The sequence below is a fragment of the Pseudescherichia sp. genome, from assembly GCF_032052675.1.
In the GTDB taxonomy this organism is placed as follows: domain Bacteria; phylum Pseudomonadota; class Gammaproteobacteria; order Enterobacterales; family Enterobacteriaceae; genus Pseudescherichia.
The window spans coordinates 407,913-427,469 of sequence record NZ_DAMBWA010000001.1; the positions used below are offsets into that span (position 1 = coordinate 407,913).

Annotated in this window: 13 protein-coding genes; 6 read left to right on the forward strand and 7 right to left on the reverse strand. The window is 56.6% G+C overall.

What is annotated here, in order from left to right; genetic code table 11:
* Positions 1-75: 75 nt before the first annotated feature.
* From alkB to RTX96_RS01940, 4 genes are all read right to left on the reverse strand, one after another.
* On the reverse strand, positions 76-720 hold the full coding sequence (alkB, locus tag RTX96_RS01925; protein ID WP_312669962.1) for a DNA oxidative demethylase AlkB: 645 nt from the start codon (positions 718-720) through the stop codon (positions 76-78).
* Positions 720-1,784 (reverse strand): bifunctional DNA-binding transcriptional regulator/O6-methylguanine-DNA methyltransferase Ada, encoded by a 1,065-nt coding sequence (gene ada, locus RTX96_RS01930; RefSeq protein WP_312669963.1) that lies wholly within the window; start codon positions 1,782-1,784, stop codon positions 720-722. Before ada ends, alkB begins: the two co-directional genes overlap by 1 nt.
* A 78-nt stretch (positions 1,785-1,862) precedes the next feature.
* The gene (apbE, locus tag RTX96_RS01935; protein ID WP_312669964.1) at positions 1,863-2,909 is read right to left on the reverse strand and encodes an FAD:protein FMN transferase ApbE; all 1,047 of its coding nucleotides are present in this window, start codon (positions 2,907-2,909) and stop codon (positions 1,863-1,865) included.
* A 118-nt stretch (positions 2,910-3,027) separates the two neighbouring features.
* Positions 3,028-4,152, reverse strand: a complete 1,125-nt coding sequence (locus RTX96_RS01940) for a porin OmpC (RefSeq protein WP_103819032.1) — start codon at positions 4,150-4,152, stop codon at positions 3,028-3,030.
* Positions 4,153-4,905: 753 nt separating this feature from the next.
* Between RTX96_RS01940 and rcsD the strand changes: the two genes are divergently transcribed.
* Entirely contained in the window at positions 4,906-7,572 is a 2,667-nt protein-coding gene (gene rcsD, locus RTX96_RS01945; protein WP_103819030.1) for a phosphotransferase RcsD, read from the forward strand.
* 16 nt (positions 7,573-7,588) lie between these two features.
* Positions 7,589-8,239 carry a response regulator transcription factor RcsB gene (rcsB, locus tag RTX96_RS01950; RefSeq protein WP_103819029.1) on the forward strand — a complete coding sequence of 217 codons (651 nt, stop codon included), beginning with the start codon at positions 7,589-7,591 and terminating at the stop codon, positions 8,237-8,239.
* Positions 8,240-8,298: 59 nt separating this feature from the next.
* Here rcsB and rcsC read toward each other — a convergent pair whose 3' ends face one another.
* Together rcsC and gyrA are read right to left on the reverse strand one after the other, a co-directional pair.
* The gene (rcsC, locus tag RTX96_RS01955) at positions 8,299-11,145 is read right to left on the reverse strand and encodes a two-component system sensor histidine kinase RcsC (protein ID WP_312268260.1); all 2,847 of its coding nucleotides are present in this window, start codon (positions 11,143-11,145) and stop codon (positions 8,299-8,301) included.
* 127 nt (positions 11,146-11,272) lie between these two features.
* Positions 11,273-13,909: a DNA topoisomerase (ATP-hydrolyzing) subunit A gene (gyrA, locus tag RTX96_RS01960; protein ID WP_312268261.1), complete on the reverse strand. Its 2,637-nt coding sequence runs from the start codon at positions 13,907-13,909 to the stop codon at positions 11,273-11,275.
* A 157-nt stretch (positions 13,910-14,066) separates the two neighbouring features.
* Here gyrA and ubiG point away from each other — a divergent pair, with 157 nt between their 5' ends.
* The 4 genes from ubiG to yfaE all read left to right on the forward strand — a co-directional run bounded on the left by ubiG (position 14,067) and on the right by yfaE (position 18,921).
* Complete coding sequence (ubiG, locus tag RTX96_RS01965; protein ID WP_103819026.1) at positions 14,067-14,795, forward strand: bifunctional 2-polyprenyl-6-hydroxyphenol methylase/3-demethylubiquinol 3-O-methyltransferase UbiG; 729 nt, start codon at positions 14,067-14,069, stop codon at positions 14,793-14,795.
* Positions 14,796-15,144: 349 nt separating this feature from the next.
* Positions 15,145-17,430, forward strand: a complete 2,286-nt coding sequence (gene nrdA, locus RTX96_RS01970) for a class 1a ribonucleoside-diphosphate reductase subunit alpha (protein ID WP_103819025.1) — start codon at positions 15,145-15,147, stop codon at positions 17,428-17,430.
* A 106-nt stretch (positions 17,431-17,536) separates the two neighbouring features.
* Positions 17,537-18,667: a class Ia ribonucleoside-diphosphate reductase subunit beta gene (gene nrdB / locus RTX96_RS01975; protein ID WP_042389616.1), complete on the forward strand. Its 1,131-nt coding sequence runs from the start codon at positions 17,537-17,539 to the stop codon at positions 18,665-18,667.
* Positions 18,667-18,921, forward strand: coding sequence for a class I ribonucleotide reductase maintenance protein YfaE (yfaE, locus tag RTX96_RS01980; protein WP_103819024.1), 255 nt, complete (start codon positions 18,667-18,669; stop codon positions 18,919-18,921). The genes nrdB and yfaE overlap by 1 nt, the downstream gene beginning before the upstream one ends.
* An 86-nt stretch (positions 18,922-19,007) precedes the next feature.
* Here yfaE and RTX96_RS01985 read toward each other — a convergent pair whose 3' ends face one another.
* The gene (locus RTX96_RS01985; protein WP_312268262.1) at positions 19,008-19,445 is read right to left on the reverse strand and encodes a helix-turn-helix domain-containing protein; all 438 of its coding nucleotides are present in this window, start codon (positions 19,443-19,445) and stop codon (positions 19,008-19,010) included.
* Positions 19,446-19,557: the final 112 nt, after the last annotated feature.

The following is a 19,557-nucleotide window of genomic DNA, read 5'->3' on the forward strand; positions in this document are numbered from 1 at the left end:
CGATCCGGCAAGAAAAATCAGCCCGCAGTGTAAACTGCCGTCGCTCCGAATCAAGAATAATTCAGATTTATATTCTTAATTACCTGCCCGGCGAAAGGTTAAGTTATAGCGGCATTCACCGGTCGCCGGATGCTGGCCTGGCTTAAGCGGCTGCACGCCATGATAGAAGAGACGGGACGGGCCGCCCCACACCACCACGTCGCCATGCTCCAGCAGCAGGCGCTTGAGCGGATCGCTGCGCCGGATCCCGCCAAATTGGAAAACGGCGGGCAGGCCCAGCGAGACCGAAACAATAGGTGCAGCCAGATCCGGCTCGTCTTTATCATGATGCAGAGAGAGCTTGGCTCCCGGCAGGTAGCGGTTGATGAGGCAGGCGTCCGGCTGGAAATCGCTATAGCCTGCCGCCGCCGACGCCTGCTGGCATAGCGCGGCAAAGGCGGTTGGCATAGCAGGCCACGGCTGGCCGGTGAGCGGATCGCCGGGCGCATAGCGGTAGCCGCGCGCGTCGGTCGTCCAGCCCAGATGACCACAGTTGGTCATTGCCACCGACATGGTATAGCCGCCGGGGGTGACCATCTGGCGAAACGGCGACTGGCTGGCGACCGCGTTGATTTCATTCAACAGCGTATCGGCGTCGGCAAGGGCAAAGCGACGCAGGATGGTGGCCCCTGCAGCGAGCGGCTCCTGCCAGGGTTCGGCATCGGCAAACAGATCGAGCATCAGGTCTCCTCTTTTAACGATTCGCGCGCCAGCAGCTGGGCCTTGCGCGCCGCCCCCCAGCGGTAGCCGGAGAGCATACCATCGCCGCGCACGACGCGATGGCAGGGAATGACGATCGCCAGGCGATTGGCCGCACAGGCGCTGGCCACGGCGCGGATCGCCTGCGGTTTGCCGATGGCGCTGGCGATGGCGCTATAGCTGGCGGTTTCTCCCACCGGGATCGCCTGCAGAGCCTGCCAGACCTGCATCTGAAAAGCGGTGCCGCGAAGATCCAGCGGCAGGGCCAGCGGGCGGCCTGGGTTTTCCATTGTCGCTACCACGTCGGCTACCCGGGCACTAAATTCGGCGTCGTCCTGCATAAGCTGCGCCTGAGGGAACATCATATTCAGCTCGGCGGTGAGCAGAGAGTCGCAGTCAGCCAGCAGGATTGCACAGATCCCACGATCGCTCTCGGCCACCAGGCAGCGGCCCAGCGCGCAGCGCGTCAGGGCATAGCGGATCGCCGTGCCCTCCCCGCCCTGACGATACTGCCGGGCCGTCATGCCCAGCGTCGCGTCTGCCTTGCGGTAGTAGCTGCCGCTGTCCGGGAAGCCGGCGGCCAGCACCGCGTCAGTTACGGTTGCGCTATTAGGTAGCGCGCTGCGCAGGCGTTTCCCCCGGGCAGCCTGCTGCCAGGCTTTGGGCGTCATGCCGGTAACGGCTTTAAACTGGCGGTGAAGATGGTACGGGCTAAGACCCACCCGCTGCGCCAGCACCTCCAGGGTTATCGGCGTCTCCTGCTCCAGCAGACGGCAAGCGGCGGTGATTTTTTGCGCCAGGCTGCTCTCATCTGCGGGTCTGTCGGGCTGGCAGCGCTTGCAGGGACGAAAGCCTGCCTGCTGCGCTGCCTGCGCATCGGTAAAAAAGCGCACGTTTTCACGCAGGGCGTGGCGCGCCCGACACGAGGGGCGGCAAAAGATACCGGTAGTAATGACGGCAAACACAAAACGCTCATCTGCGTCGGTACGCCGTTCAAGCACCGCCTGCCAACGGTGCTCATCTTCAATAAAGGTTGTTACGCTCATATCAGGCTCCTCTATTTAGCTTAGCCTGACTATGCCCTGGGCTGGTGCAGCCTTCACCTGAAATCTTGCGCTTTAATTCTATTTACTCTGTAAAAAAGCGGCAAACTGCGGCGACATCCAGGGGGTAAAAGTATCGCCCTCTTTGGTGATCATATAGATCGCCAGCCCTTCACGCATCGCCACCTCTCGGGCCTTCTGCGGACCCAGCACCATCAGACCGGTATCCCAGGTATCAGCCTCCAGCGCCGTCGGGGCGATCACCGTAACCGACACCAGGTTATGATCGATAGGATGCCCGGTATGCGGATCGATGACGTGTGACAGGCGTTTGCCATCCAGCTCATAGTAGTTGCGGTAGCTGCCGGAGGTGCTGATCCCGTGTCCGTTAATGTCCACTACCGCCTGCACTGCGTTCTCGCGATCGGTCGGCTTCTGGATCGCGACCCGCCAGGGTTTGCCTTCGCCGTTCATGCCCCGGCTCACCAGCGCGCCGCCTACCGAGACCAGATAGCGGGGGATCCCCTCCTGCTCCATCAGCCGTGCCAGGTGATCGGCCGCGTAGCCCTCCCCTACCGTGGAGAGATCGACATAGAGGTCGGGAATATCCTTCTGTAAAAACTGCTGCCCCGCCAGATAAGAGACCGACAGGTGCTGCAGGCCAACGCGCCTTTTTGCCGCTTCAATTTGTGACGGCGTTGGTGTCGTGGTTGGCTGTTTATCTGGGCCAAAGCCCCACAGGTTAACCAGCGGACCAACGGTGATGTCCATTGCGCTGTCCGTTTTGAGGCCGATACGCAGAGCAAGGGTAACAATATCTGCCATCGCGGCATCAACCGGCCACGGCGTGGTGCTGGTGGAGGCGTTAAAACGGCTCAGGGCCGAGTCGCTCTTCCAGGTAGAGAGCAGCATGTCGTCGGCGTCGAGCTGGGCGGTAATTTTTTCCCGTAGCGCATCGGTCTGGGCTTTATCCATATCCACAACGCTAACGCGCCAGGAGGTGCCCATCGTTTTGCCTTCGAGAACGGTAACGGCAGCGCCGGGCTGCGGCGCGGGCGGCGTCGGATCGCAGCCGGTGATGATCAGGGTAAGCGCCAGCAGCGCGGCGCGAAGAAGAGTTGTATCCATAGCTATGATTCCCTTACGCAATGCGCGCAAGAGTACACCAAAAGTGTGTCTGTCCAGAAAAGAATCGATAAAAAAAGGGGCCAGCGCGGCCCCTTCATGCATGTATGTATGTAACGACTTAGAACTGGTAAACCAGACCCAGGGCTACGATATCATCGGTGCTGATACCGGTGCGGCGGGTGAAGTCGTTGTCATCCAGCAGGTTGATTTTGTAGTCAACGTAGGTGGACATGTTTTTGTTGAAGTAGTAAGTCGCGCCAACGTCGACGTACTCCAGCAGATCCTGGTTGCCGTAGTCAGGGCCGACACCGTTGCCGTTGATGTCTTTACCTTCAGACTTCAGGTAAGCGATGGACGGACGCAGGCCGAAGTCGAACTGGTACTGCGCAACCACTTCGAAGTTCTGCGCTTTGTTAGCAAAGCCATAGTCCGGCTGGTCAGTACCGCGAGAACCGAAACGGGTCGCGTTATAGGTCTGGGAGTACTGTGCCGCCAGGTACAGGTTGTTGGCGTCGTATTTCAGGCCGCCGGTGTAAACGGTAGCGCGGTCGCCGTCGCCATAGACGCCAATAGCGTTCTGGTCAGCAGTACGTTTAGACGTGGTGATGGCACCACCGACGCTGAAGCCTTCGCCGATGTCATAGGTCAGAGAGCCGCCGTAGCCGTCGCCGTTCTGGCGCAGGGTGCTACGACCGCCAACATCTTCACCACGGGTGCTGCCGTTTTTACCCTGGTACTGCAGAGCAAAGTTCAGGCCGTCAACCAGACCGAAGAAGTCGGTGCTGCGGTAGGTCGCCACGCCGTTTGCGCGGGACTGCAGGAAGTTGTCGGCACCGTAGGTGTCGCCGCCGAACTCAGGCAGAACGTCGGTCCAGGCGGTAACGTCATAGGTTACGCCGTAGTTACGACCGTAGTCGAAAGAGCCTGCGTCGCCGAATTTCAGACCGGCGAACGCCAGACGGGTCCAGGACTGGTTGTCGCTCTCAGCGGTGTTGCCCTGGATCTGGTATTCCCACTGGCCGTAGCCGGTGATCTGGTCGTTAACCTGAGTTTCGCCTTTGAAGCCGAGACGCATGTAGGTCTGATCGCCATCGCTACCGTCGTCATCAGAGAAATAGTGCAGGCCGTCAACTTTACCGTAGAGGTCTAATTTGTTGCCGTCTTTGTTGTAAATTTCAGCCGCGTTCGCTGCGCCTGCTACCAGCAGAGCCGGTACCAGAAGGGACAGTACTTTAACTTTCATGTTATTAACCCTCATTTATATGCTTTTATTATTGCCACTGCTTACTGATTGAGCGTCAAATCAGTCGGCCCAGCCATTCTCCTAAAAAATACAGAATAATCCAACAAGAAAATGCTACTAAAACTTTTAATATGTTTCATTGAGGGTGATAGGTGTTTCATTTTGTAAATTTTGGGGAACTTTTTCCAGCACAGACGGTTAAAAAATAACGCACCAATAATCAAAAAATAATTTTTAACGTTTAAAATCATCAGCTTGTATGATTTTGATAGCATAGCACTGAAAGACAAAACAAATCGCCATCGGCCTACTAAAATAACTCTCGCTATCATCATTAACTTTTATTTATTACCGTCATTCGACTCTGAATGTCCGTTTACCCCAATTCTCGCCGGATGCACTGCATTCGGCTTTTTTTTACCTTTCTTTACGTTGCCTGCTCCATTTTGTGCTACCGCTGCGAAATCATAACGACTATTAAATAATGATGACGGAAAGTAACCAAAATTTGCTGTGCAAAACGCTCGGTCAATATCTTGTTATTTCGTGCTATTTCCCTGCTATCATCGCTGGTTATTTATACCACTGTCTAAAGCCTGTACAGGTTTACCGTTTCGCTACGCTGAAATACGCTTTTTGGCGCTTTGTTGTTCTCCAGAGGTGAAGAGAGTCTGGAAATTCAGTCATTACCCTTTATACTGCCTGCTGTACGCCACCCAGTAGCTTAACTTTTACCAGCCTGATGACACACTGATGAGTCGATCCGACAGCATGATCCCTGGCAAGTTTTCCCTGATACCAGGCAACATTACCCGTTTTTTTCTATTACTGATTATCGTTCTGTTGGTCACCCTGGGCGTCATGGTGCAAAGCGCCGTTAATGCATGGCTGAAAGATAAAAGCTATCAAATCGTCGACATCACCCATGCGATGCACAAGCGTGTCGATACCTGGCGCTATGCAACGTGGCAGATCTACGACAATATCGCCGCCGCGCCTGCCGCACCCGCCGACGGTCTCCAGGAGACGCGTCTCAAGCAGGACGTCTACTACCTTGAGAAGCCACGGCGTAAAACCGAAGCGCTGATCTTTGGCTCGCACGATAGCTCAACCCTTGAGATGACGCAGCGCATCTCGACCTACCTTGATACGCTATGGGGCGCCGAAACCGTGCCCTGGTCGATGTACTATCTCAACGGCCAGGATAACAGCATGATCCTGGTCTCTACCCTGCCGCTGAAGGATCTCTCTTCAGGCTTTAAGGAGTCGACCATCGATAATATCGTCGACTCACGCCGGGCAGAGATGCTGCAGCAGGCTAATGCCCTCGACGAGCGGGAGAGCTTCTCCCCGCTGCGTAGCCTGAGCTGGCAAAACGGCTACTACTTTACGTTGCGCACTACGTTTAACCAGCCGGGCCATCTGGCGACGGTGGTGGCGTTCGATCTGCCCATTAACGACCTTATTCCTCCGGGCATGCCGATGGACAGCTTCCGTCTCGAACCGGACAATGGCCCAACTCCCCTGCGCGCCTCGGACAAAGAGACGGCAGACAGCGTCTCGATCAACTTTAGCGGGGCAAAGATTGAGATCTCCTCCTCGCTGAACTCAACGGATATGCGCCTGGTTTGGCAGGTGCCTTTCGGTACCCTGCTGCTGGAGACGCTACAGAATATCGTCCTGCCGCTGCTGCTCAACATTGGCCTGCTGGCGCTGGCGCTGTTTGGCTTTACCACCTTCCGTCACCAGCCAGGCCGGCAGCTTGACGGCCAGCCCTCTCCGGGCGCCAATAACGAACTGCGTCTGCTGCGCGCGCTGAACGAAGAGATTGTCTCGGTTCTGCCGCTGGGGCTGCTGGTGCACGATCAGGAGGCCAACCGGACGGTCATCAGCAATAAGATCGCTGACCATCTGCTGCCGCATCTGAACCTGCAAAACATCACCAGCATGGCAGATCAGCACCAGGGAGTGATCCAGGCGACGGTCAACAACGAGCTGTACGAGATCCGCCAGTTCCGCAGCCAGGTGGTGCCCAGAACGCAAATTTTCATTATTCGCGATCAGGATCGTGAGGTGCTGGTAAATAAAAAACTCAAGCAGGCCCAGCGTCTGTATGAGAAAAACCAGCAGGGCCGCTCGGCCTTTATGCAGCATATTGGCGAGGCGCTACGCCTGCCGGTACAGACCCTGGCCGGAGAAGCCGCGGCGATAGACAGCGAAGAGAGCCGCCACCTGGCGCAGCATGCCCAGACGCTGGTGCAGTTGGTTGAGGATATTCAGCTGGCGAATATGCTCGAGACCGACAGCTGGAAAGGGACGCTGACCCAGTTCTCGATTCAGGATCTGATTGATGAAGTGGTGCCCGAGGTGCTGCCGACCATCAAGCGTAAAGGCCTGCAGCTGCTGATCAATAATAACCTGCCCGCGAATGAAGAGCGGCATGGCGATCGCGAGGCGCTGAGACGTATCCTGCTGATGCTGATCCAGTACGCGGTAACCACCACGCAGATTGGCAAAATTACCCTTGAGGTCGATACTGACGAGTCGGCGGACGATCGTCTGACCTTCCGTATTCTCGATACCGGCGAGGGGGTGACGGCCAGCGAGGTAGATAACCTGCACTTCCCGTTCCTCAACGATACCCAGAGCGATCGCTACGGCAAAGCTAATGCCCTCACCTTCTGGCTGTGCGATCAGCTGGCACGCAAGCTCGGCGGGCATCTGAACATTAAAGCACGCGAAAGCTTAGGCACCCGCTATACGCTGCATGTGAAGATGGCGGCCCAGGCACAGGAGATTGAATCTGAAGAGAAGCTGCTGGATGACGTGGTGGCGATGATTGATATCACCTCCAACGAAATTCGCCATATCGTGGTTCGCCAGCTGGAAAATTGGGGGGCAAGCTGCATCACGCCGGATGAAAGACTCATTAGTCAAGAGTACGATCTCTTTTTAACGGATAATCCGTCTAATCTTACATCCTCGGGCTTGCTTTTAAGCGATGATGAGGCCGCCGTGCGGAAAATTGGCCCAGGCCAGCTGCGCGTGAACTTTAATATCAGTAATGCAATGCAGGAAGCGATACTGCAACTTATCGAAGAACAGCTGGCGCAGGATGAGGTTTCCCCCTCACCGATGGGCGGAAATGAAAATGCCGAACTGCATGCCAGCGGCTATTATGCGCTGTTTGTCGATACAGTACCCGACGATGTTAAGAGGTTGTATACTGAAGCGGCTGTAAGCGATTTCGCGGCGCTGGCACAGACAGCGCACCGCCTCAAAGGGGTGTTTGCCATGCTAAATTTGGTTCCCGGCAAGCAATTATGTGAAACGCTGGAACATTTAATTCGTGAGAAAGATGCTCCAGGCATAGAAAAATATATCAGCGACATTGACGCCTATGTCAAAAGCTTGCTGTAGCAAGGTAGCCTTATACATGAACAATATGAACGTAATTATTGCCGATGACCATCCGATTGTACTGTTCGGTATTCGCAAGTCACTTGAACAGATCGAGTGGGTGAATGTAGTCGGTGAATTTGAAGACTCAACACAGCTTATCAATAACCTGCCAAAACTGGACGCCCATGTCCTGATTACCGATCTCTCCATGCCCGGTGATAAATATGGCGACGGCATTACCCTGATTAAATATATCAAGCGTCACTTCCCGAACCTGTCGGTGATTGTGCTGACCATGAACAACAACCCGGCCATCCTCAGCGCGGTGCTGGAGCTGGATATCGAAGGCATTGTCCTGAAACAGGGCGCGCCGACCGACCTGCCGAAAGCGCTGGCCTCGCTGCAGAAAGGGAAGAAGTTTACCCCGGAAAGCGTCTCCCGCCTGCTGGAGAAGATCAGCGCCGGCGGCTACGGCGACAAACGTCTGTCACCGAAAGAGAGTGAAGTGCTGCGCCTGTTCGCCGAAGGCTTCCTCGTCACCGAGATTGCCAAGAAGCTGAACCGCAGCATTAAAACCATCAGCAGCCAGAAGAAATCGGCAATGATGAAGCTGGGGGTGGATAACGATATCGCCCTGCTGAACTACCTCTCCTCCGTGACCCTGAGCCCGGCGGATAAAGATTAATCCTTTCTGACCGTTAAGCCGGGCAGCGCATTGCGCCTGCCCGGCCTACGTTTTCCACCTTATACTCTCGCTTTCCTCACCCGCTCCGCGTAGATCGCCAGCGTCTGCTGCAACACGTCCAGCGTCACCGGTTTCGACAGGCAGCTATCCATGCCCGACTCGAGACAGCGCTGCTTCTCTTCCGCCAGCGCGTTAGCCGTCACGCCCACCACCGGCAGGGTCAGCCCCAGCTGGCGAATGCGCTGCGTCAGGCGGTAACCGTCCATATTCGGCATGTTGACGTCGCTCAGAATAATGTCGATATGGTTTTTACTCAGCACGTTCAGGGCATCCACCCCGTCATTGGCGGTTTTGCACTGGTAGCCCAGGGAGCCAAGCTGATCGGCCAGCAGACGTCGGTTGATCGGGTGATCGTCCACCACCAAAATCATCATGTCGTCGTTATGCGCATCCTGCGTGCCGGTGGCAGAGAGCTGCGGCGCTGTTTCGCTGGTATCCACCTTAACGCTGTAGATACGCGCCAGCAGGGCCAGCAGCTCATGGGGTGATGCCACGCTGTGCGTCCACTCGCCGGGTTTGCGCTCCTGCGGAATACCAATATGCCGACGGCAGAAGATCACCGCCGCCCTGCCCTGCCAGGGTTCGTCGAGAGCCTCATCGGTAATCAGCGTATCGTCCGCGTCCGGGGTCTGCCCTTCATAACGCTCGGTGCGAATGCCGTTACGGGCCAGCAGCGACTCCACAAAGCTACACAGAGAGGCGTTACGGATCGCCAGCCAGCAACGGGTATTGGCCAGGCCGTCGACGTCAATCGCCTGCGGAGACTGCACGGAGTAGAGCGGGATGCGCACGGTAAACTGGCTCCCCATTCCCGGCTCGGTATCCACGGCGATATCACCGTCCATCATGCTGATCAGCTTCTCGCAGATAGCCAGCCCCAGCCCGGTGCCCTGGAAGTTGCGCTGCACGCCGGTACCCACCTGGAAGAAGGGATCGAACAGGCGAACCACCTCTTTGGCCGGAATACCCACGCCGGTATCACGCACCTGAATAGAGAGATACTCCCCTGAGCGCTGCACGTGCAGCACGATGCAGCCCACGTCGGTAAATTTAATGGCGTTGCTCAGCAGGTTGGAGATCACCTGCTGCAGGCGCATCGGATCGCCCTGCATCATCACCGGCACGTCCGGCTCGATAAAGCAGTAGAGCCCAAGCTGCTTACGCACCACCAGCGGCAGGTAGTTGGCGGTGATATGGTTCATCACCTCGCGCGGAGAGAACTCCCGCGGCTCGATCTTCAACTGCTCGGACTCAATTTTTGAGAAGTCGAGAATATCGCTGATGATCTTCAGCAGCAGGCTGGAGGAGTTGTTCATGGCCGTGACCAGACGATCTACCCCTTTCGGCAACGCCTTGGTTTGCAGCAGATCGAGGTTACCGATAATGCCGTAGAGCGGCGTGCGCAGCTCATGGCTAACGGTCGCGAGGAACATCGACTTCGACTGGCTCGCCTGCTCTGCCGCCTGGGCCATATCCTGCAGCGACTCCTCCATTTTTACCCGTGAGGAGACATCCACCAGCACGCAGATCGCCACGTTCTCATTGCGGTAGCGCGAATGAACAAAGCTAATCTGTAGGTTGGTGTTGTTACTGGTCAGCACGTCAACAAAGTTAACCTGCTGGCCGCAGATAATCTGCGTCAGCCGCTGCCGATCCTCATGGGTCAACATATTGAGGTAGTTGTGCGCCAGCTCATTACTCAGAATGTTCGTCCCATCCTGAGTACGTAAAATACAGATCCCCACCGGCGCGGATGCGACAATCTTGCGGTTGAACTGCTCATGCTCTTCCAGGCGCTGGGCATCCACCTCCGCCGGAATAAAGATGCGTCGCTCGTACATTCGCGCCAGGGTAAAGAGCGCGATCCCCACCAGCACGTTAAGCAGTACCGCGTTGAGGATCAGCATGCGGATATGCTCCAGCACCAGATCCACCGGCACCGAGTAGACCACGCTTAGCGATGAGGGTTGCAGGCTCTTTTTCAGTACCAGATCGCGGAAGCCGGCGGTGTAGCCAAACCAGGAGCGCTCCTGCATCCAGCGCGGATCGATCTCCGGACGGTTATCCGGCCCGGTCAGAGAGATGAGCGCATGGCCGTTCTCATCCAGAATGGTTACGCTGATCGGCAGGGTACCCGGGGTAAAGAAGTTATCCATGCGGATAGACTGCTCAACGCCCAGCAGCGCCTGCAGGCGGTTGGCCAGGTAGACCGGCGTCAGGGCGTAGAAGTAGCCGATGCCGGGACGCGCGCCCTGGCTTATCCAGAAGATGTTATTACCGCGCTCTTCCTGCGGTGCGTTGCGGTACTTCATGATGCGCTCGTGCAGGTTTTTCAGCGCGCTTTCCCGCTCCAGCGGCACGTCGCGCAGGCCAAAGTCCGCCATGCAGAGGTTTGCGCTGCCGATTAAGAATACCCGGTTGAGATCGTAGGCGGCGGAGAAGTTGTCCCGCCAGTAGCGCATAAACCAGGCCAGCGACTCCAGCGAGCCGCGCCATGCCGTGCCCATCGCCGCGCAGTCGGAGTCCGGGAATAGCGGTTGGAAATCGGGGACGTCGTTCTGCGTATTCTGGGCACGAGAGGCCAGAATACCATTCTCTGCCGTCAGGCGATTCTCCGCGATGTATTTAAGCTCTTTCATCACGTCTGAGGTGCGCTGGATATAGCGCTGGGCCTGATCGGAGCTGAGGTTAAACTCCTTACGGATTTCAGACTCTTTCTGGTGTAGGGCGTTAACGATGTAGAACACCGAACAGAGGACAATCAGCAGCCAAAGCAGCAGCGCCAGCGCCCGGAACAGATAGCGTGAAACTTTGAGCGTGGTACGAAAAGAGACGAGGTATTTCAACGTGGCGATGCTCCGCCGTCAGGGTCACAAAAGGATGTCGATAAGGTAGCGGTAAAACGGGCAGACCGCAAAGAAAAAGGGCCGGATTGCCGGCCCTTTCATCAATACTCAGACGTATTGCGCTGAATTACTCTTCGCTATCGTCCACAGCATCATCGTCGGCTTCGGTTTCCGGGGCGATATCGTCATCGCCCTCTGCGACCGTACCGTCGATAGCGTCCAGCTCTTCGTCATCCACCGGCTCTGCCACGCGCTGCAGACCCACTACGTTCTCATCTTCCGCCGTGCGGATGAGGATCACGCCCTGAGTGTTACGCCCAACCACGCTGATCTCCGAGACGCGAGTACGTACGAGAGTACCGGCATCGGTGATCATCATAATCTGGTCGCAGTCGTCGACCTGTACCGCGCCGACAACGGAGCCGTTACGCTCGGTGACCTTGATAGAGATAACGCCCTGGGTACCACGCGACTTGGTGGGGTACTCTTCCTGCGCCGTACGTTTACCGTAGCCGTTCTGGGTCACGGTGAGGATAGCGCCTTCACCGCGCGGAACAATCAGGGAGACGACCTTGTCAACGCCAGCCAGCTTGATACCGCGCACGCCGGTAGCCGTACGGCCCATCGCACGCACCGCGTTATCTTTGAAGCGCACCACTTTACCGGCGGCGGAGAAGAGCATGACCTCATCATCACCGGAGGTCAGGTCAACGCCAATCAGCTCATCGCCTTCGTTCAGGTTCACCGCGATAATCCCGGCCGAGCGCGGACGGCTGAACTCGGTCAGCGCCGTTTTCTTCACCGTACCGCTGGCGGTGGCCATAAAGACGTTCACGCCCTCTTCATACTCACGCACCGGCAGAATAGCGGTGATACGCTCGTCAGCCTCCAGCGGCAGCAGGTTGACGATCGGACGACCACGCGCCCCACGGCTCGCTTCCGGCAGCTGGTAGACCTTCATCCAGTAGAGACGACCCCGGCTGGAGAAGCAGAGGATCGTGTCGTGGGTGTTGGCCACCAGCAGACGGTCGATAAAGTCCTCTTCTTTAATACGGGCGGCGGACTTGCCTTTGCCGCCGCGGCGCTGGGCCTCGTAGTCGGTCAGCGGCTGGTACTTAACGTAGCCCTGATGCGACAGCGTGACCACCACGTCTTCCTGGCTGATCAGATCTTCGATATTGATATCGGCGCTGTTGGCGGTGATCTCGGTACGACGCTCGTCGCCAAACTGATCGCGGACCAGCTCCAGCTCCTCGCGGATCACCTCCATCAGACGGTCGGCGCTGCCAAGGATGTGCAGCAGCTCGGCAATCTGCGCCAGCAGCTCTTTGTACTCGTCGAGCAGCTTCTCGTGCTCCAGACCGGTCAGCTTCTGCAGACGCAGATCGAGGATCGCCTGGGCCTGCTGCTCGGTCAGGTAGTATTTACCGTCGCGTACGCCAAACTCTGGCTCCAGCCACTCTGGACGTGCGGCGTCATCGCCAGCGCCTGCCAGCATGGCCGCCACGTTGCCCAGATCCCACGCCTGCGCCACCAGCCCGGCCTTCGCCTCTGCCGGCGTCGGCGCGCGGCGGATCAGCTCGATAATCGGGTCGATGTTAGCCAGCGCAACCGCCAGCGCTTCAAGGATGTGTGCACGATCGCGGGCTTTGCGCAGTTCAAAAATGGTACGGCGGGTCACCACTTCGCGGCGGTGACGCACAAACGCTGAAAGAATATCTTTCAGGTTCATGATCTTCGGCTGACCGTGGTGCAGCGCAACCATGTTGATACCGAAGGAGACCTGCAGCTGCGTCTGGGAGTAGAGGTTGTTCAGCACCACCTCACCCACCGCGTCGCGTTTGATCTCAATCACGATGCGCATGCCGTCTTTATCGGACTCGTCACGCAGGGCGCTGATGCCCTCGACGCGTTTGTCCTTCACCAGCTCAGCAATCTTCTCAATCAGGCGCGCTTTGTTCACCTGATATGGAATTTCGTGCACGATGATGGTTTCGCGACCGGTTTTCGCGTCGGCTTCGACTTCCGCGCGCGCGCGAATGTAGATCTTACCGCGGCCGGTGCGATAGGCCTCTTCAATACCGCGACGGCCATTGATGATCGCCGCCGTCGGGAAGTCTGGCCCAGGAATATGCGCCATCAGCCCTTCAACGCTGATGTTCTCATCGTCGATATAGGCCAGACAGCCGTTGATCACTTCCGTCAGGTTATGTGGCGGAATGTTGGTGGCCATCCCTACCGCGATACCGGACGCGCCGTTAACCAGCAGGTTCGGGATTTTGGTCGGCATGACGTCCGGAATGCGTTCGGTACCGTCGTAGTTATCAACGAAATCGACCGTCTCTTTTTCCAGATCGGCCATCAGCTCGTGGGCAATTTTCGACATACGGATTTCCGTATAACGCATCGCCGCGGCGGAGTCGCCGTCTACCGAGCCGAAGTTACCCTGGCCATCAACCAGCATGTAACGCAGCGAAAACGGCTGCGCCATACGGACGATGGTGTCATACACCGCCGTATCACCGTGGGGATGGTATTTACCGATTACGTCACCAACGACACGGGCAGATTTTTTGTAGGCTTTATTCCAGTCATTGCCCAATACGTTCATGGCGTAAAGTACGCGACGGTGTACCGGTTTCAGGCCATCGCGGACGTCTGGCAGCGCACGGCCAACAATGACCGACATCGCATAGTCCAGATAGGAGCTCTTCAGCTCTTCCTCGATGTTAACCGGTGTAATTTCTCTCGCAAGGTCGCTCATCTAACCGCTATCCCTCTACTGTATCCCGGATTCAAAGGTCGCAAATTATAACACAGCCGACGTGATTCCGGTAAAGGAAACACCCCCACCAATGCTTTATTGATACTTCTCTCCTGATATACTCAATGCACTGATTGATTAAGGAGTAAAAGCGCCCATGAATGCTGAAAAACCGCCGGTGGCTCAAAACGTTGACTATGAAGAGATCGCCAAATTTGAAGCCGTGGCGTCACGCTGGTGGGATACCGAAGGCGAGTTCAAACCGCTGCATCGTATTAACCCCCTGCGGCTGGGCTATATTGCCGAGCGCGTCGGCGGCCTGTTCGGCAAAAAAGTGCTGGACGTCGGCTGCGGCGGCGGCATTCTGGCCGAAAGCATGGCCCGGGAAGGCGCCAACGTCAGCGGCCTCGATATGGGCTTTGAGCCGCTGCAGGTTGCTCGCCTGCACGCCCTCGAGTCCGGCATCCATGTCGACTACGTTCAGGAGACGGTAGAGGAGCATGCGGCTAAGCAGGCAGGACAGTATGACGTCGTGACCTGCATGGAGATGCTGGAGCACGTGCCCGATCCACAGTCGGTGGTGCACGCCTGCGCCCGCCTCGTGAAGCCGGGCGGCCACGTCTTCTTTTCGACGCTTAACCGCAGCGGTAAAGCCTGGCTGCTGGCGATTGTTGGCGCAGAGTATGTGCTGCGCATGGTGCCGAAGGGCACCCACGACGTGAAGAAGTTTATTAAACCCGCCGAGCTGATCGGCTGGATCGATCCTACCCCGCTGCAGGAGCGGCACATGATCGGCCTGCACTACAATCCGCTTACCGATCGCTTCAAGCTGGCGCCGGGCGTTGACGTGAATTACATGCTGCACACTCAGGCGAAAAACAGCTAACGTTATCTGAAAACGATATGACCATTACGCAGCCTCATAAGCTGCGTAATTCGCTTTTGCCAGTTCCGCGATGAAGATTTCAGCGTTCGATCACATTCAGTTTTTTTTTTCTCATGCGTTGACTTTCCTGTAGCCCTTATCGTTCGCGGACTTAGCGATTATTACCTTTCCGCAACCGCAATTTAACCTCAAAATCAACTCTTGTACTGAAAAGAATCCAGACTAAAATACTCACCATATTGTGACGTTTTTATCAAACACCCCCTACATATAGTATTTATCCACAGGTTTAACCACAGTGTGAAATTGTGGATAAGCGGGGGATACTTTTTTTCTTAAGGACAGGTACATGAATCAGAGTCTGCTGGTGACGAAGCGTGATGGTCGTACTGAACGCATCAATCTGGATAAAATCCACCGGGTGCTGGATTGGGCGGCAGAAGGGCTGAATAACGTATCGATCTCTCAGGTTGAACTGCGTTCCCACATTCAGTTCTACGACGGCATCAAAACGTCCGACATCCACGAAACCATTATCAAAGCCGCTGCGGATCTCATCTCCCGTGACGCGCCGGATTATCAATATCTGGCTGCCCGCCTTGCCATCTTCCACCTGCGTAAAAAAGCCTACGGCCAGTTTGAGCCGCCGGTGCTGATCGACCACGTGCGCAAGATGATCGCGCTGGGCAAATACGATAATCATCTGCTGGAAGACTACACGGAAGAAGAGTTCCAGCAGATGGACGGTTTCATCCAGCACGACCGTGACCTGACCTTCTCCTACGCGGCTGTGAAGCAGCTGGAAGGCAAATACCTCGTTCAGAACCGCGTGACCGGTGAAATCTACGAGAGCGCCCAGTTCCTCTACATTCTGGTTGCCGCGTGCCTGTTCTCTAACTATCCGCGTGACACCCGTCTGGACTACGTGAAGCGTTTCTATGATGCGGTCTCGACCTTTAAGATCTCGCTGCCGACGCCGATCATGTCCGGCGTGCGTACCCCGACCCGCCAGTTCAGCTCCTGCGTGCTGATCGAGTGCGGCGACAGCCTGGACTCCATCAACGCCACCTCCAGCGCGATTGTGAAGTATGTCTCCCAGCGCGCCGGTATCGGCATCAACGCCGGCCGCATCCGCGCCCTCGGCAGCCCGATCCGCGGCGGTGAAGCGTTCCACACCGGCTGTATTCCGTTCTACAAGCACTTCCAGACCGCGGTGAAGTCCTGCTCCCAGGGCGGCGTGCGCGGCGGTGCGGCTACCCTCTTCTACCCGATGTGGCATCTGGAAGTTGAGAGCCTGCTGGTGCTGAAAAACAACCGTGGCGTCGAGGGCAACCGCGTTCGTCACATGGACTACGGCGTACAGATCAACAAGCTGATGTACACCCGTCTGCTGAAAGGTCAGGATATCACCCTCTTCAGCCCGTCCGACGTCCCTGGCCTGTACGACGCCTTCTTTGCCGATCAGGACGAGTTTGAGCGCCTGTACGTGCAGTATGAGCAGGACGAGAGCATCCGTAAGCAGCGCGTGAAGGCCGTTGAACTCTTCTCGCTGATGATGCAGGAGCGCGCCTCCACCGGCCGTATCTACATCCAGAACGTTGACCACTGCAACACCCACAGCCCGTTCGATCCGGCGGTTGCGCCGGTGCGCCAGTCTAACCTCTGCCTGGAGATTGCCCTGCCGACCAAACCGCTGATGGACGTCAACGACGAAAACGGCGAAATCGCACTCTGCACGCTGTCGGCGTTCAACCTTGGCGCAATCAGCAGCCTCGACGAGCTGGAAGAGCTGGCCGTGCTGGCCGTACGTGCCCTGGATGCGCTGCTGGACTATCAGGACTACCCGATCCCGGCCGCCAAACGCGGGGCAATGGGCCGCCGTACGCTGGGTATTGGCGTGATCAACTTCGCCTACTGGCTGGCGAAAAACGGCAAGCGCTACTCCGACGGCAGCGCCAACAACCTGACCCACCAGACCTTTGAAGCCATTCAGTACTTCCTGCTGAAAGCCTCTAACGAGCTGGCGAAAGAGCAAGGCGCATGCCCGTGGTTCAACGAGACCACCTACGCCCAGGGTATCCTGCCGATCGACACCTATAAAAAGGATCTCGACGGTATTACCGACGAGCCGCTGCACTTCAACTGGGAAGCGCTGCGTCAGTCAATTAAAACCCACGGCCTGCGTAACTCCACGCTCTCCGCGCTGATGCCGTCTGAGACCTCGTCGCAGATCTCTAACGCCACCAACGGTATTGAGCCGCCGCGCGGCCACGTGAGCATCAAAGCGTCGAAAGATGGCATCCTGCGCCAGGTGGTGCCGGACTATGAGCACCTGAAAAACAACTATGAGCTGCTGTGGGAGATGCCGAACAACGACGGTTACCTCCAGCTGGTGGGCATCATGCAGAAGTTTATCGACCAGTCGATCTCTGCGAACACCAACTACGATCCGTCCCGCTTCCCGTCAGGCAAAGTGCCGATGCAGCAGCTGCTGAAGGATCTGCTTACCGCCTATAAGTTTGGCGTCAAGACTCTGTACTATCAGAACACCCGTGACGGCGCGGAAGATGCGCAGGACGATCTGGTGCCTTCTATCCAGGACGACGGCTGCGAAAGCGGCGCATGTAAGATTTGATAAATTGCCCGGCGGCGCAAAGCTTGCCGGGCCTACGGATTAGGTTTTGTAGGCCGGGTAAGCGAAGCGCCACCCGGCGTATAACGGCAGGACAGGAAACACTCGCATGGCATACACCACCTTTTCACAGACGAAGAACGATCAGCTGAAAGAGCCGATGTTTTTCGGCCAGTCGGTCAACGTCGCCCGCTACGATCAGCAAAAATATGACATCTTTGAAAAGCTGATTGAGAAACAGCTCTCCTTCTTCTGGCGTCCGGAAGAGGTTGACGTCTCGCGTGACCGCATCGACTTCCAGGCGCTGCCGGAGCATGAAAAGCACATCTTCCTCAGCAACCTGAAGTATCAGACGCTGCTGGACTCCATTCAGGGCCGCAGTCCGAACGTGGCGCTGCTGCCGCTGATCTCTATTCCTGAGCTGGAGACCTGGGTCGAAACCTGGGCGTTCTCCGAGACCATCCACTCGCGCTCCTACACCCATATCATCCGTAACATCGTTAACGATCCGGCGATTGTCTTCGATGATATCGTCACCAACGAGCAGATCCTCAAGCGCGCGGAAGGTATCTCCCACTTCTATGACGATCTGATCCAGCTGACCAGCTACTGGCATCTGCTGGGCGAAGGGACGCATACCGTCAACGGCCAAACCGTGACCGTAAATCTGCGCGAGCTGAAGAAGAAGCTCTACCTCTGCCTGATGAGCGTTAACGCGCTGGAGGCGATCCGCTTCTACGTCAGCTTCGCCTGCTCCTTCGCCTTCGCCGAGCGCGAGCTGATGGAGGGCAACGCCAAAATTATCCGTCTGATCGCCCGTGACGAAGCCCTGCATCTGACCGGCACCCAGCATATGCTGAACCTGCTGCGCAGCGGCGTAGACGATCCGGAGATGGCGGAGATTGCCGAAGAGTGCAAGCAGGCCTCTTACGATCTCTTCGTGCAGGCGGCACAGCAGGAGAAAGAGTGGGCGGAGTATCTCTTCCAGGGCGGCTCGATGATTGGCCTGAACAAAGATATTCTCTGCCAGTACGTGGAGTACATCACCAATATCCGTATGCAGGCGGTGGGTCTGGATCTGCCGTTCCAAACCCGTTCTAACCCGATCCCGTGGATTAACACCTGGCTGGTCTCTGACAACGTACAGGTAGCGCCGCAGGAGGTTGAGGTGAGCTCTTACCTGGTCGGCCAGATCGATTCGGAAGTCAACACCGACGATCTCAGCGACTTCCAGCTCTGATGGGTGCGGTGACGCTGCGCATCACTGGCGCACAGCTGCTGTGCCAGGATGAACATCCGTCGCTGCTGGCGGCGCTAGAGTTCCACAAGGTCAACGTCGAGTACCAGTGCCGGGAGGGCTACTGCGGCTCCTGCCGCACCCGGCTGATTGCAGGCCAGGTTGAGTGGCTCACCGAGCCGCTGGCTTTTATCCAGGCAGGGGAGATCCTCCCCTGCTGCTGTCGCGCGATGGGCGATATTGAACTCGACCTTTAATTGGCGGCTGGCAAATATAAAAAATCCCTGAGCACACACATGTTCAGGGATAAATTTCCGGGTTGACATCACTCACGCCGGAATAGCTAACTCTCCGTTATTTTCTCAGGGCAGCGCTGGAGTTCACTGACTCTGTAATAGATTGGCGTAATATCAACGTAGTTAATGATATAGCCGCTTCCCCTGATGTTGGCGATGAAATCATCAGGTAATCCCAGCAGGCTGAGCCGCCGATTAAGGTTTTTTAAGACCTGCCACAGGCGCTGGCTCGATGGCACTAAATCGTTCTCTTCCCACACGACCCGCAGCAACTCTTCGCGCGGCACCGTCGTATGACGGCCATGCTGTAATAGATAGACAAAAAGATGCAGCATCGTATGGTTAAATAATACCGAGCCAAAGATAAATGATTTATCGGCACTTCCCTGCGGCAGGCGATAAAGCCTTCGGTTTTCAATCTCGAAGTGAATTTCTTTGCCGATTACGTAACCGTATAGCCGATATCCCATCGTATCTTTACTCATATCTCTTAAAACTGTCCGTAGAGTGCCGTTCGATCCTTATTTCATAAGTCGCACTGATAATAAGAACGATTATATGGCGATAGTGAATACTTTCAACATACAGCCCGGCGCC

Coding starts and splice junctions, on each gene's coding strand:
- alkB (WP_312669962.1), bottom strand. CDS start 720: ATGCTCGATCTGTTTGCCGATGCCGAACCCTGGCAGGAGCCGCTCGCT.
- ada (WP_312669963.1), bottom strand. CDS start 1,784: ATGAGCGTAACAACCTTTATTGAAGATGAGCACCGTTGGCAGGCGGTG.
- apbE (WP_312669964.1), bottom strand. CDS start 2,909: ATGGATACAACTCTTCTTCGCGCCGCGCTGCTGGCGCTTACCCTGATC.
- RTX96_RS01940 (WP_103819032.1), bottom strand. CDS start 4,152: ATGAAAGTTAAAGTACTGTCCCTTCTGGTACCGGCTCTGCTGGTAGCA.
- rcsD (WP_103819030.1), top strand. CDS start 4,906: ATGAGTCGATCCGACAGCATGATCCCTGGCAAGTTTTCCCTGATACCA.
- rcsB (WP_103819029.1), top strand. CDS start 7,589: ATGAACAATATGAACGTAATTATTGCCGATGACCATCCGATTGTACTG.
- gyrA (WP_312268261.1), bottom strand. CDS start 13,909: ATGAGCGACCTTGCGAGAGAAATTACACCGGTTAACATCGAGGAAGAG.
- ubiG (WP_103819026.1), top strand. CDS start 14,067: ATGAATGCTGAAAAACCGCCGGTGGCTCAAAACGTTGACTATGAAGAG.
- nrdA (WP_103819025.1), top strand. CDS start 15,145: ATGAATCAGAGTCTGCTGGTGACGAAGCGTGATGGTCGTACTGAACGC.
- nrdB (WP_042389616.1), top strand. CDS start 17,537: ATGGCATACACCACCTTTTCACAGACGAAGAACGATCAGCTGAAAGAG.
- yfaE (WP_103819024.1), top strand. CDS start 18,667: ATGGGTGCGGTGACGCTGCGCATCACTGGCGCACAGCTGCTGTGCCAG.
- RTX96_RS01985 (WP_312268262.1), bottom strand. CDS start 19,445: ATGAGTAAAGATACGATGGGATATCGGCTATACGGTTACGTAATCGGC.